Source organism: Paenibacillus shenyangensis (assembly GCF_000346635.1).
In the GTDB taxonomy this organism is placed as follows: domain Bacteria; phylum Bacillota; class Bacilli; order Paenibacillales; family Paenibacillaceae; genus Saccharibacillus; species Saccharibacillus dauci.
Map to the genome: position 1 here is coordinate 1 of NZ_AOIG01000007.1, position 13205 is coordinate 13205.

At 46.0% G+C, this 13205-nt stretch carries 13 protein-coding genes, 1 pseudogene and 2 riboswitches; of the genes and pseudogenes, 9 read left to right on the forward strand and 5 right to left on the reverse strand.

The genetic code is table 11. The features are described from left to right. Window positions 1–192 precede the first annotated feature (192 nt). Together H065_RS28135 and H065_RS28140 are read left to right on the forward strand one after the other, a co-directional pair. Window positions 193–264, forward strand: a pseudogene (locus H065_RS28135) (YHYH domain-containing protein); the annotation flags it as partial. 120 nt (window positions 265–384) lie between these two features. Then, window positions 385–753 (forward strand): stalk domain-containing protein, encoded by a 369-nt coding sequence (locus H065_RS28140; protein ID WP_017812029.1) that lies wholly within the window; start codon window positions 385–387, stop codon window positions 751–753. A 252-nt stretch (window positions 754–1005) separates the two neighbouring features. On the opposite strand, the gene clpP is transcribed toward H065_RS28140, so the two are convergent. The 3 genes from clpP to H065_RS27815 form a co-directional block, all read right to left on the reverse strand. Continuing rightward, window positions 1006–1587 (reverse strand): ATP-dependent Clp endopeptidase proteolytic subunit ClpP, encoded by a 582-nt coding sequence (gene clpP, locus H065_RS0105535; RefSeq protein ID WP_017812030.1) that lies wholly within the window; start codon window positions 1585–1587, stop codon window positions 1006–1008. 18 nt (window positions 1588–1605) lie between these two features. Then, window positions 1606–2598, reverse strand: coding sequence for an RNA polymerase sigma factor (locus H065_RS26855; RefSeq protein WP_017812031.1), 993 nt, complete (start codon window positions 2596–2598; stop codon window positions 1606–1608). A 236-nt stretch (window positions 2599–2834) separates the two neighbouring features. Continuing rightward, window positions 2835–2981 carry a hypothetical protein gene (locus tag H065_RS27815; protein ID WP_017812032.1) on the reverse strand — a complete coding sequence of 49 codons (147 nt, stop codon included), beginning with the start codon at window positions 2979–2981 and terminating at the stop codon, window positions 2835–2837. A 326-nt stretch (window positions 2982–3307) separates the two neighbouring features. On the opposite strand from H065_RS27815, the gene H065_RS25285 reads away from it, so the two are divergent. Beyond that, window positions 3308–3889 (forward strand): P-loop NTPase family protein, encoded by a 582-nt coding sequence (locus H065_RS25285; RefSeq protein ID WP_238557893.1) that lies wholly within the window; start codon window positions 3308–3310, stop codon window positions 3887–3889. A 127-nt stretch (window positions 3890–4016) separates the two neighbouring features. Here H065_RS25285 and fabF read toward each other — a convergent pair whose 3' ends face one another. Then, complete coding sequence (fabF, locus tag H065_RS0105555; protein WP_017812034.1) at window positions 4017–5255, reverse strand: beta-ketoacyl-ACP synthase II; 1239 nt, start codon at window positions 5253–5255, stop codon at window positions 4017–4019. A gap of 131 nt (window positions 5256–5386) precedes the next feature. Between fabF and H065_RS0105560 the strand changes: the two genes are divergently transcribed. Together H065_RS0105560 and H065_RS0105565 are read left to right on the forward strand one after the other, a co-directional pair. After that, entirely contained in the window at window positions 5387–6241 is an 855-nt protein-coding gene (locus H065_RS0105560) for a helix-turn-helix transcriptional regulator (protein WP_017812035.1), read from the forward strand. Between the two features lie 195 nt (window positions 6242–6436). Beyond that, window positions 6437–7300, forward strand: a complete 864-nt coding sequence (locus H065_RS0105565) for an MBL fold metallo-hydrolase (RefSeq protein WP_017812036.1) — start codon at window positions 6437–6439, stop codon at window positions 7298–7300. Window positions 7301–7428: 128 nt separating this feature from the next. Here the strand turns inward: H065_RS0105565 and H065_RS0105570 are convergent, their stop codons facing one another. After that, window positions 7429–8001: a histidine phosphatase family protein gene (locus H065_RS0105570; protein WP_017812037.1), complete on the reverse strand. Its 573-nt coding sequence runs from the start codon at window positions 7999–8001 to the stop codon at window positions 7429–7431. Between the two features lie 195 nt (window positions 8002–8196). Between H065_RS0105570 and H065_RS0105575 the strand changes: the two genes are divergently transcribed. The 4 genes from H065_RS0105575 to kdpA all read left to right on the forward strand — a co-directional run bounded on the left by H065_RS0105575 (window position 8197) and on the right by kdpA (window position 13145). Continuing rightward, a complete protein-coding gene (locus H065_RS0105575; protein ID WP_017812038.1) occupies window positions 8197–8400 on the forward strand; it encodes a DUF4177 domain-containing protein in 204 nt (67 codons plus the stop codon). A 96-nt stretch (window positions 8401–8496) separates the two neighbouring features. Then, the gene (locus tag H065_RS0105580) at window positions 8497–10041 is read left to right on the forward strand and encodes an SMI1/KNR4 family protein (RefSeq protein ID WP_017812039.1); all 1545 of its coding nucleotides are present in this window, start codon (window positions 8497–8499) and stop codon (window positions 10039–10041) included. Window positions 10042–10491: 450 nt separating this feature from the next. Next, window positions 10492–10692, forward strand: a riboswitch (cyclic di-AMP (ydaO/yuaA leader). A 74-nt stretch (window positions 10693–10766) separates the two neighbouring features. Then, window positions 10767–10949: riboswitch (cyclic di-AMP (ydaO/yuaA leader) on the forward strand. A 425-nt stretch (window positions 10950–11374) separates the two neighbouring features. Continuing rightward, window positions 11375–11455: a K(+)-transporting ATPase subunit F gene (kdpF, locus tag H065_RS28550; RefSeq protein WP_081604057.1), complete on the forward strand. Its 81-nt coding sequence runs from the start codon at window positions 11375–11377 to the stop codon at window positions 11453–11455. 19 nt (window positions 11456–11474) lie between these two features. After that, the gene (gene kdpA / locus H065_RS0105595; protein ID WP_017812041.1) at window positions 11475–13145 is read left to right on the forward strand and encodes a potassium-transporting ATPase subunit KdpA; all 1671 of its coding nucleotides are present in this window, start codon (window positions 11475–11477) and stop codon (window positions 13143–13145) included. Window positions 13146–13205: the final 60 nt, after the last annotated feature.

Below are 13205 nucleotides of genomic sequence, written 5' to 3' on the forward strand. Positions count from 1 at the left end.
GAGACCTGTATATACAGGTCTCTTTTTGCCGTTGAGGCACTCTTTTAATACATTATTAATTATATAATGAAAATAATGGAATATTAGGTAAGTTGCTGATATGATGATATATAAACTATATTAAAGGAGGTTTTTATCATAATTAAATCATTAATATCTGTATGCATAATTATTTTTTTTCTGTCTGTCAGCTTGACAGTTTCTGCCCATCCCGGTCGTACGGATTCAAATGGAGGACATTATTGTCGTACAAACTGTGCCAAGTGGGGACTAGCCAATGGAGAATATCACTATCATAATGGAGGTTCGACAAGCTCCGACAGCTCTACATCGTCTGATCATTCTTCGGGCAATACATATACAGCTCCTGCAGTTCAACCCACTGTGCCCCAATATCAGGTCTCCAGTCTAAAAGTGTATGTAAATGGAACAAGAGTACAATTTGCCAGCGATCCTGTACTATACAAAGATTCTAACCTGGTACCGTTAAGAGAAATCGCAGAAGCGCTTGGCGCAAAATTAACATTTAACGCAGATGCTGGAGCAATAGGAGTTAGTAAAGATAAATATAAAATGACGCTGACGATAGGCAGTAAAACGATATATTATAACGGTAAAAAAACTACGATTGATATTGCTCCAGTAGTTATTGAAGGAGTAACCTATGTGCCGGCGCAGGTATTTGCCAGAGGTCTTGGCGCAAGCATTGCATATAATGCGAGCACAGAAACTTTAAAAGTAACGACAAAATAGTCTGTTTTGCACAGTAGGTATATGACTAGTAATCTGTATTTTGTAAATCAATGTTGCTATGGCTGGGAGATCGGAATTGTTTTATTAAGGTGTAACAGGACAAACGAATACAATGCAAAAACCAGAAGAACCCTCAAAGGATTCTTCTGGTTTTTTGATTTTGTTTTTTGTAGTTTATATTGAAAGGCATAGAGAGCATACTATTTCTGAATTTTTGAATAGCCAAGCCAGTTATCGTCGTCTATTATACGCTTATAAACGCGTTACAATCTGGTCTACGAGACCATATTCCAGTGCTTCTTCAGCGGTGAAAAAGAAATCGCGATCTGTATCCTTTTCAATACGTTCAAGCGGTTGACCGGTATGGTCAGCGAGCAGCTGATTCAGCTTGTGACGGCTGCGGATTAGACGATCGGCATAAATAAGCACATCGGATGCCTGACCATTCGCTCCACCAAGAGGCTGATGGATCATTACTTCGCTATTCGGTAGCGCCATTCGCTTGCCAGGAGTACCGCCAACCAGCAGAATAGTGCCAAAGCTCGCAGCCATACCGGTACAAATCGTAGATATATCCGGCTTCACAAATTGCATTGTATCAAAAATAGCAAAGCCTGCACTAATAGAACCACCTGGACAATTGATATACATATGAATATCCTTGTCTGCGTCTTCAGCAGTCAGATGAAGCAGCTGGGCCACAATAACGTTGGCCATATGATCTTCAATTTCGCCGGAGACCATAATAATCCGGTCTTTGAGCAGACGGGAATAAATATCATAACTGCGTTCGCCACGGTCGGTTTGTTCAACAACATAGGGAATAGGTACCATTGGAATCATCTCCTGAAATCAGGCAGACATCAGCATCCGGCTTCCGCTGCCGGTAAGCCTGCAATATGACATAGGCGGTACAGCTGTTGTCTGCCGCAATGTACAGCGAGCCTGCCGGATAACCTGCGGAGCAATCGCGATTGGATCTACAGCCGGATCGAGCAGCAGACGAACCATATCCTCTGCCTGACCATTACGAAAAGCAGCCAGGTAGCTGCGCAGCAGTGCCTGATCCTGTTCATCAGGCAGCGGCAGGGCAATATGATCATCTGATTGTATTCGATCGTGCAGCGATCTTACAACGCCACGTGCACGATGAAGTGCCGCTTTGATTGCGCCTTCGGTAGTATCCAGTATGCGGGCAGTCTCAGCAGCCGGGTAACCAAACAAATCGCGGAGTACAAAAACGGCATGCTGCCGTGAAGACAACTGATGCAGCAGCAAGGCTGCCGCCCATTCAGATTCCAGACGCTTATAGCCTGAATCCGTATTGGAATCCGTTTGATCAGCCTGCAGTAGAATCTGCTTGTGCTGCAGGTTTGTACGTCTTCGCACAATATCGATCCATAGATTACGTGCAGCACGCAGCATATAAGCTTCAAGGTTGATGTTGATATTCTGGAACGCATCAGGTTCTGAGAGCATTGGCATTACTTTTAGACAAGTTTCCTGCATCAGATCTTCTGCATCCCAGCTGGAATGAGTGAGATGGAGGCAATATTTGTACAGGCTATGCAGCAGCGGCTGCAGTTCAAGGTTGTCGGAGTTGACAAAGGGAGCGACGGATTCATCAATAGATGTAGGCTGCATTACCGATGCTGTTGTTTCATAGGTTGTGTTACTATGAGCCAAAGACATTTTGCGTACAGGGCTTTCTATCGTCGATTGTATGGAAATGCTGGCTAATCCCTGATCAGAAATTTCATTGAACGAAATTTGATCGGAATAACAGGAACGCTGCGAATTGGAATTGCTATTCGCTGTATGGGCTGTGGAGTATACAAAGGCCATAATGGGGGCCCTCCTTTGTTTGTTCCAAGTAGAATAAGTGGAATTGTCCGGCAGTCCGGTACCGGAAAATATGCACAACGTTGTGTTCAGTAGATTACTGTGCAGAGCAGGCAAAAGAATTTTCTGTAACGACCTTCAGTTGTAAAAAAGTACAATTCAGAAGTGATTCACTATCTGCTTCACCAGTTCTGCTGATATTATGTAGACGAATAGATTCTGCTAAAGGATACGCTGTCCTACCAGCCATAACGAAAAATTTTGATCCAGCCAAGGATGGAGATAATGAGCATGACCAAAGGTATGATACTCATGCGCAGAACGCGCGGAATTTTCAGCCAGTAACGAAAAAGCTTCGAACTGATTTGTTCATTATCCTTTTTCATAGCGTTTTCCCTCCCTGTGGAAATTCTGTTACTATTATAGCATCCATTTCCAGTCTTACGTGGTAGCTCGTCCAAAAGATTGTGTTCCAGTATACATAAGGAGAGCTGTACATAGGATTGCGCCAAAGCAGCAGCGCAGATGCTTCCAATGTATTGGTGCATGTTCATTTACTTCTGGTTAATAATTGAAATACAGGGTGACCGACATGTATATTTAGGAAAAGAAGGTGCCGCTATCTCTGAGTATCCATGAGCTGAATAACAGCAGTCGTACAAGCTTGAACGCAGAGTAAGCTATATACGGCTGCCAGATAGTTGCTGCTTATATGGAAAATAAAAAATTAAAGAGTGAAGAGTGTATTCCCGGTATGCGGCCGAATCACTGTTCACGGGCACAGGGTAATCTTGGGGAGGTAGTGACTATGTCGTTGGCCAAAAGAATACATATTGTGGGAGCACCCGGCAGCGGCAAAACCGAGCTGGCTGCAAGGCTGTCCGAGCGATTGGACATACCCAGCTATTCATTGGAATCTGTCCTTTGGAGTAATGAGGGCAAAAAAAGACGTCGCAATACACCGGTTGTGAGGCAACGTCTGTTGCTGGATATTATCGGTAAGGATGAATGGATTGTGGAAGGAAATTTGATGGAATGGCTTATTCCAAGCTTTGCACTGGCCGATCAGATTATTTTTTTGACACCGCATCCATTTGTACGGGATGGCAGAATGCTGCAGCGTTTTCTAAGGCAGAAAATTGGTACAGACCCCGATCGGGATCGCTTGAATCTGATGGGATTGATTGATCGGCTGTACTGGAACCACCGGTTTGAATATGAGTCCAAGCCTGCTATTCTCAAAGTTGCCGAACCTTACAAGCATAAGCTTATTGTTACCCGGCAAGTAGACTGACCATTTGCACGTATATAACCTGCTTGTCCAGCCATCCCCACAGCTCCGGCATCTGCCGGTGCTTTTTTACATTGATTCACAGGAAAAAGCCGGGTAAACGCACCCGGCAGATTCTTGCATATCGTCACTATTCCTCGTATCGCTTCAGCACGATAACAGCATTATGCCCACCAAATCCAAATGAGTTTGACAGACCAATCTGTACATCGGCTTCTCGTGCGGTATGGGGCACATAATCCAGATCACATGCCGGATCGGGATGGTCCAGATTGATTGTTGGCGGGATCAAGCCATGGCGCAGGGTCTGTACCAGTGCGATCGCTTCTGCACCACCTGCTGCGCCCAGCATATGACCTGTGATCGATTTATTGGCAGTAACAGGCAGTTTGTAGGCATGATCGCCAAACAGCTGGCGGATAGCCTTGGTCTCGGAAATATCACCAATTACGGTACTTGTGGCATGAGCACTGATTACATCGACTTGTTCCGGTATAATCCCGGCATTAGCCAATGCTGCCTTCATGGCCAGCAGCGCCCCGCGTCCTTCCGGATGGGTGGCGACCATATGGTAAGCATCCGAGCTGGCGCCATAACCGATTACTTCTGCATAGATGGGAGCCTGGCGACTCAAGGCATGACTGAGCGATTCCAGTACGACAATACCCGCTCCCTCGGACATTACAAATCCATCACGATCCTGGTCAAAAGGACGACTGGCTGCTTTGGGTGCCTCATTGCGGGTAGAGACAGCTGTCGCATTGCCAAAGCTGGCCAGAGAAACCTCGTTGGTAGCCGATTCGGTACCGCCAGCAATAATAACATCAGCATCACCAGCGCGAATCAGACGCATGGCTTCGCCAATCGCGGTATTACCGATCGAACAGGCGGTAACCGGTGCCAGTGTGGGTCCCCAGCTACCAATACGGATACTGATCATGGCGGCCGCACTATTGGCGATCATTGAAGGTACAAGCGTTGGACTGACCCGTTCTGGTCCACGCTGGATAAGCGTCTGATGCTGATCCAGCAAAGATTGAATTCCGCCGATGCCTGAACCGACATAGACGCCTACACGCTCCCGATTGACCTGATTCATATCCAGACCGGCATCCTGGATCGCCTGATCTGCAGCTGCTATGGCAAACTGGGTAAAGCGATCCATCCGCCGAGCTTCTTTGCGACCGAATAAAGCATCCGCATCAAAGTTCTGAACTATACCTGCGATCGTACTTTTATATCGTTGAGTATCAAAAGCCTCAATAGCGCGTATACCGGATTGGCCACCGCTCAATTGCTGCCAGAACGTATCTACATCATTTCCGATGGGGGAAACAATACCCATCCCTGTAATAACCACTCGTTCCATACTGCTTCCTCCTTGTATCTGTATTGATTACTATATGTATCTTTGCATGTATATTATCCTATTACAAGTTACCGTTTATCCTAGTATAATTAATAACAGGCTCGTTTAAATGCATGTATAGAGGAGGATTTATGAACCATCAGGCACGCTTACAAGCCTTATCTGTTTTTCTCAAATCCCAGCGTTCCAAGATTCTGCCTACATCGGTAGGGCTTGCTGCTGGTACGCGGCGCCGTACACCGGGTCTGCGTCGTGAAGAGGTAGCGCAGCTCGCTGGCGTGAGTACTACCTGGTATACCTGGTTGGAGCAAGGGCGAGATATCCAGGTATCGGCTTCGGTACTGGAGAATGTAGCTGCTGCGCTACAGTTGAATACGGATGAGCGACGTTACCTGTTCTCACTGGCACTGGACAAAGGTCATGGTGTAACGCCCATTGCCGAAGAGCTGCCTCATATTTCACCTTCATTGACCAAAATACTGGAACAACTCAAATATTGTCCGACCATTGTCTCCGATAGACATTGCCAGATTGTGGGCTGGAATGAAGCCGCCCGGCATGTCTTTCTGGATTTCGAGCAGATTCCTGAAACGCAGCGCAATATGATCAGTTTGCTGTTTGCGCGCAAGGAATTTCGCAGACTGGCTGTGAATTGGGATGATTTTGCCGGAGATTTTTTGTCTATTTTCCGGGCTTATTATGGACAGTATGTAGAGGATGAATGGTATGAGCAGTTTTTGAATGAAATGATGAGTCTCTATCCTGATTTCCGTTCGTTGTGGCAGCACAGCAAAGTCAGCTCGGCGCCACAGGTTGTGATTGAATTTCGTCATGCACGTGGAGGCAAGATGCTGTTTGAATTGACTTCGTTGGTCGTACAGGGCAGTGGAGACCTTCGCTGCAGCATTTATACGCCTGTACAGGATTCTGCGACAGAAGTGAAACTGATGGCACTCATGGAGCGAAGCCGGGAAGCAGAACTGTAGTGATGCGTCTGCCATTGGGTACAGCGATCAGATGTAGTACAATAGGGAAATATAGAAATAGCCTGTATACCTAATCGTCTGGATACATTTAAAGCCGGACTGTCCCATGAATACGCTATCCATCTATGGAATTTATCATAAGATGCACCTTGCCGCTGTGCAGGTGCCTATGAATCAGAACAGGAGCTGCCATCTATGCAGATTATGCAGAATTTATCTTCCCATATTAATTATCTAACTCCCTATCAGGAAACCGATCGTCCTATTCTGGCGGCTGTCACGGGTACCCGTTCCACTTTGTTGATCGATGCAGGGAATTCCGCAAGCCATATCCAGCTTTTTATCGATCAATTGGTAAAGCTGGACATTTCTCCACGCTGGCTGGTACTCACTCACTGGCACTGGGATCATGTATTTGGCATGAATCAGGCCAATACAACCATTATCGCCCAGACCTTGACGACACAGCACATCAAGGAGATGCAGAAGCTGTCCTGGTCCGATGAAGATCTGGATCGGCGTGTAGAGGAAGGCACTGAAATTGCTTTTTGCGCCGATGCCATCAAAAAAGAATTTGGCGAAGAACGCGATATTCTGCTGCCTACCCCGGATATTACTTTTGACCGTAAGCTGGAGCTTGATCTTGGACGTGTGCATTGTATTATCGAACATGTCGGTGGAGATCATTCCGCTGATTCTTCGATCATCTATATCCGGGAAGACAAAGTATTATTCCTTGGGGATGCACTGTATCCGAATATCCATGTAACGCCCAATTGTTATACCCCGGCGACTACGCTGAAGCTGATTCAGTCGCTGCGCAAATACGATGCCGATACGATAGTATTGTCTCATCATGCAGAGATCTGGGATGCTGAGCGATTCAATCAGGAGCTGATTCTGCTGGAGCGTACAGCATTGCTCGTACAAAATGCAGATCATGACCGTAATCAGGTAGCTGAACGGCTGCAAGCCCAATACGGTAGAGAACTCAGTGAATATGAACAGGAGACGATTGATCTGTTCATTAGCGGGCGAGCTATGGAAGCAAAGATCTAATATAGGTATAAAAAAACACCCTGTCCGGATTATCGGAACAGGGTGTTTGAATATCCACAATATAACGAGGGGATTCAGTTGTACAGGTGCAAAGAATATACGAACAACGTGTTGATTATTTCATCGGATTAGCGCTTGGTCTGGCGCAGAGCTGCCTGTGCTTCGGCATCCCGGAAAATATGCAGCTTACCATTCTCGACCATCCGCATTCGAGGGCCGGCAAATCCGCGCTTGATCAGCTGCTTGCGCATATACAGCATCAACGCCCAGTGGCTGACTACCAGTACATGCTCGGCATCCGAAGAAAGAATGACATCTAGTGCGCGATCGATCCGGGCTTCCGTCTCGGCGACCATGCGTTTGTAGCGCCGGCTCAGCAGAGGGGCGATCCGGGCAAAAACAGCCCATCCAATAAAGGGAAAGCGTAGTTCGGTCTGGAAGGTAGGCGGTGTAATCTCCCGCAGTTCGGGCATAATAATGATCTCTCCGGGATAGATATACTGAGCTGTTTTGAGTGCTCTCGGCAGATCGCTGGCAAAACATTTCTCCCAATTCAGTCCCTGCAAATCCGTTTGCCCTTCTTCGATGTCGGCAACATCATACTCCTCCAGCCAGGTGACCAGCTCGCGAACCGTCACCATCTGCCGAATGGGGAATTCCTTATTCACTTTGAAATGGCGGACAAGCCCTATAGTCTTCATCACGAGTCTGGTGTAACTCCTTATCGTTATTATGTTACAATATAGCTTGTTGGATCGGTTCAAATAAGTCAAGATTCCGATTCATTCATACAATTTGATAATCGGCAGATGCTTCAGTATACATGACTATTTCTTATACATTGTATACCCTTTTTGGCAAAAGCCGAATTGTTTTGGAGAAAGGAAGATCATACCATGAGTCAGTGGGAATATAAAACATTAAAATTACCGGCAGCCGGTTTTGTGAATGGCAGAGTCGATGACCGTCTGCTTCAGGAGGAATTAAACAATCTGGGGTTTGATGGTTGGGAGCTTGTGTCTTCTTTTGATACAACTATTAGCCAGGGAGATCTGGGAGAAGTTGTTCTTATTTTCAAACGCAGTGCTCTGCTGGATTGATCGGGAGCTACATAGAGAAAGGTGCAGGTAGCCTGTGCAGTGTAGATGAATAAAAATGGAGAGTTTGGTTTAGGTTAGGAAAAAGGAGGCTTGTATATGATAGGAACATGGATCGAGGAAATCAAGTCCATTTTGAGACCGGAACTGAACAGTCTGGAGGACTTTCTGCTGCCGCCTGCCGGAGATGTAGAGATTGCTCAGGCAGAGCAGGCAATGGGAGTCACCTTTCCGGATGAATTAAGACAGCTCTATCATATTCATAATGGGGAATCCCGCAATGGTCCCGGCCTTTTCTTTGGGCTTCAGTTTTTGAGTCTGGACGATATGGTGAGCGAATGGAAAATATGGTCGGATCTACAGCCGCAATATCAGGAGCTGGGCGATCATTATTCCATTCCATCCGGCTGGATCAAGGAACAGTATATCAATAAAGGCTGGATTCCATTCTGTCATGATGGCGGAGGCAATCATCTTGGAATCGATCTGGACCCTGCCGAAAAAGGCATAACAGGCCAAATCATCAACTTTGGCCGGGACGAAGAAATGAAACATGTGATTGCCCCCAGCCTCGGAGCATTTATCCATTTTATGCGGGATACGGTGCGTGAAGGGAATTATACGGTTGTAGAAGAAGAAGGTATGGGTTACTGGATGTATGGTCGTAATGAACAATCCCGTCTACTGAAGGATGCTCAGACCTATGCGATGGGCGACATTATACAGCAGCCTGAAGGAGAAGAAAGTGAGCAACTGGATACCTGGTTTGCGAGTCTGGACCCTGTCTGGCGTAATCTGATTACAGAAGGTCATGGAGATGCAGAGTCTTTTGTAACAGCTAATCAGATCTATTTGCCGGATGCACAGCTAAGCGATATTAGTCCATTGTCCCGCTGCCTGCAGGTTCGTGAACTGCTGTTGAATCGCAATGAGATTGAAGATATTACTCCGCTGGCGAGCTGTCGGGAACTGAAAAATTTGCATCTGTTTCGTAACCCGGTACGTGATCTGTCACCCCTTCAGAATTTGCCTTATTTGCAGATTCTGAATATTGAGGATACCCAGGTGCAGGATCTGAGACCGCTGACCAATCTGTCACGTCTGTATGAACTGGATTGCCGCGGTACTGCAGTTCAGGATTATTCTCCATTAGCCCAGTTGACTACGCTGCACAAGCTCGCAATCTCGGCTCCGACTCGCGAAGCTGCTGCATATATTTCGAGTTTGCCGGAGCTGTGTGAACTTACTATTTTGGGAGCCGATGAATGGCAGGAGGAAGATTGGGAACAGCTTGGGCGCATGCTGCCACTGCGTAAGCTGTATATTGGAGCGCTGCAGGATCGGCATATTCGTTATCTGGGTGGTTATGCTCAGTTGGAGAGTCTTACTTTGTATGATTCCCGTATTGATGACATATCCGCGTTGGCTGATTTGCCGGCACTCAAAGAGCTCAAACTCATGGAAGGCTGCCAGATTGGCAATCTGGAATCGATAGGCCGCTCGGTGACCCTGGAAAAGTTCACCGGTACATTTGCCCAGTTTGAACTGCTTAAGGATGCTTTTGCCCAGTATGTGAATTTCTCGCAAATGATTGGAGAAATGACGGAGGAGCAGCACAATATCTGGATTCGTCATACCCGCTGATAAGACACATTTTGAATAGTTACCCTCAAAATCTATCAGATTTGTCCCTATAGGTAACAGTTGCCGAAGTATTTTAGATGCTTCGGCTTTTTATTATGGAAACAAGTTATTATTTTGAAGAGAACAGTATCTGTATTACGCATGAAAAGAATTACATATTCATTTTCACGTTTTTGCAAAAAAAGATGTTTGCATCAATGAAAATAAAGTCGAATTCGCGAAAACAAAAGAAAAGCAGAGCAATAAAGAGCTTCGGATAGATAAAAAATTAATAATTGTTGTAAAAAGACATTTGTGAACTATCAGGGTCCATTTTGCCTTTTCTGTCACCTTTACAGTTAGCAAGGACAGGCGTAACATACATTTCAGGATTTAGAGATTCCCGGATTTGAATAGTAAATCTGGAATCAGCGACTGCTGTAAATGGCAGTCATTATAATTGGGTTTTATATTCTGTAATTGCTGAGTTTCCGGTCTAACCGGAAAGCGGGGGAACCAATAAAGCGGGAATAATGGCGGTGTGAGAGCCACCTTATATACCGCAAGGGGTGAATCCTTCAGGCCGATCACCATGGTATCGGTCTGAAGGTAGGGCGACTCTCACCGCCCGAATCCGACAGCTAACCTCGTAAGCACAGATGGAGAGGGAGTGTAAGACTTGTGCCATTCATGACACAGGGTATAAGAGCTCTGTGTTTTATTATGCTCTGAGCAGCATACAGGAAAACGTTACAACGCTTAGTTTCCATTGCATATGGAAAGCGGGGGAACCAATCGTCATAGCAGCCTAAGGACTGAAAAGAGTTTATACGGTCTATGACATGGGGTGAATTCCGGAATCTTCCGGAACGGGCAATCTTCCAGCCCGAACCCGACAGCTAACCTCGTCAGCGTATCAGGGAGAACTTATATCCGACTTATAACAGATAGTAAAGTTTGTTTGGTGCTGCATGAAATGGATGCACCAGCAAGCAGAAGATCTGTCAGGAAGCCTGGAAAAAGTTCTGCTTTTCTCCAGGCTTCTTTTTTTGCGCCAATTTTGGAATTTATTCTAGGATTAACTGCTAACAATACACATAACAACGATTTAAAAACACTTATATGTGTGTGGTACATTTGCGCAATACGTAAATATTTGTTGGCAAAGATAATACGTTTTGAAGATAAACAATGTCCTTGGCAATCCATGGATAGGAAAATGAACTTATTTACGAAGGAGCAACGAAACCATGCTGGACATCATGATGATCGTATTGGTAATACTCATCGCATTCGCACTTGGAGGACTGGCAGAATGGTCATCCCGAGTCATTGGAGAAAGAGGGAATGACAAGTGACCTGGTTATTATGGATTATTATTACTGGTTTGCTGGTGTATCTGTGTTATGCCTTAATCTATCCGGAAAAATTTTAAATAGGCAGGAGCGAGTGTTGTGAGTATTCTTCCATATATCGGAATTGCAGTAACTTTAATCATCGTTATTTTATTGGCTCGTCCTATGGGCAGTTATATTGCGAGAGCATTTGATTACACACCAGGACGTCTGGATCGCTGGTTTGGTCCGCTGGAAAAAGGAATTTATCGTATTGGTGGTGTCCGTCAGGAAAATCAGACCTGGAAGCAGTATGCAGCTGCTGTATTGATCAGCAACACGGTATTATTGCTGGTAGTGTATATGATTTTCCGTTTGCAGGATAAGCTGCCACTTAATCCGGCAGGCATAGGTGCAATGAGCCCGGATCTGGCTTTTAACACAGCCGTAAGTTTTATGACGAATACAAATCTTCAGCATTATAGCGGAGAAAGCGGATTGTCATTATTCTCGCAGATGACAGCGATCGTGTTTATGATGTTTGTCTCACCGGCCACAGGGATTGCAGTAGCTATCGCATTTATTCGTGGACTGGCAGGCAAGCCGCTTGGTAATTTCTTTGTGGATCTGACCCGGGCAGTAACACGGATTCTGCTTCCGCTGGCCTGCGTTGCAGCAATCATCCTGATCGGGCTTGGCGTACCGCAGACCTTGCAGACCGGAGTGGCTGCCCAGACGTTGCAAGGAGCGCAGCAGCAGATTGCTACAGGACCTATGGGTACTTTCCTGGCGATCAAAGAGCTGGGTAACAATGGTGGAGGCTTTATGGGAGCCAATTCCGCGCATCCATTTGAGAATCCGGGCGGTATCAGTAACATGCTACAAATTATGCTAATGATGCTGGTTCCGGTCTCACTGCCATTTACATATGGCAAAATGGTTGGCAACAATAAGCAGGGGCGTGTATTGTTCGTATCCATGATGATGATGTTTATCGTGATGCTGAGCATATCGCTGGTGAGTGAGCATCAGGGAAATTCGCTCATTCAGCAGGCTGGTATCCAGCAGGGTACAGGTTCGATGGAAGGTAAGGAAGTACGTATTGGGGTAGAACAATCTTCCTTTTATTCGGTAGTGACAACGGCATCAGAGACAGGTGCAGTCAATACTATGCATGATACATTGACACCGATCGCGGGTATGGTCGCTATTGGGAACATGATGCTTAATACAGTCTTTGGCGGTTCGGGAGTCGGGGTTCTTAACGTGCTGATGTATGCCATTATCGCGGTTTTCCTGTCCGGATTGATGGTTGGACGAACGCCTGAATTTTTGGGACGCAAAATCGAAGGAAGAGAAATGAAGCTGATTGCAGTGACGCTGCTGATCCAGCCATTGTTGATTCTGGCACCAACGGCTGTTGCTCTTATGGCATACCCGGATACCATTTCCAACCCGGGCTATCATGGATTGACTCAGGTATTGTATGAGTTCACTTCTGCTGCGGCCAATAATGGTTCGGGCTTTGAGGGATTGGGGGACAATACGATATTCTGGAATGTGTCGACCGGCGTGGTTATGTTTATCGCACGTTACTTTTCAATGATAACTTTGCTGGCAGTAGCCGGATCATTGCTCATGAAAAAGCCGGTACCTGAGACTAGTGGAACATTGCGTACCGATCAGCCGCTGTTTGGCTTGGTATTTGTAGTTGCTATTGTCATCGTAGGGGCATTGACGTTTTTCCCGGCGCTTGTACTGGGACCGATTGCAGAACAGCTGACTTTGTAAAGGTGTGAACGAGCAGCCGCTTTGGAGAATATCCAATAACATCAACCGAATACGGAGCTG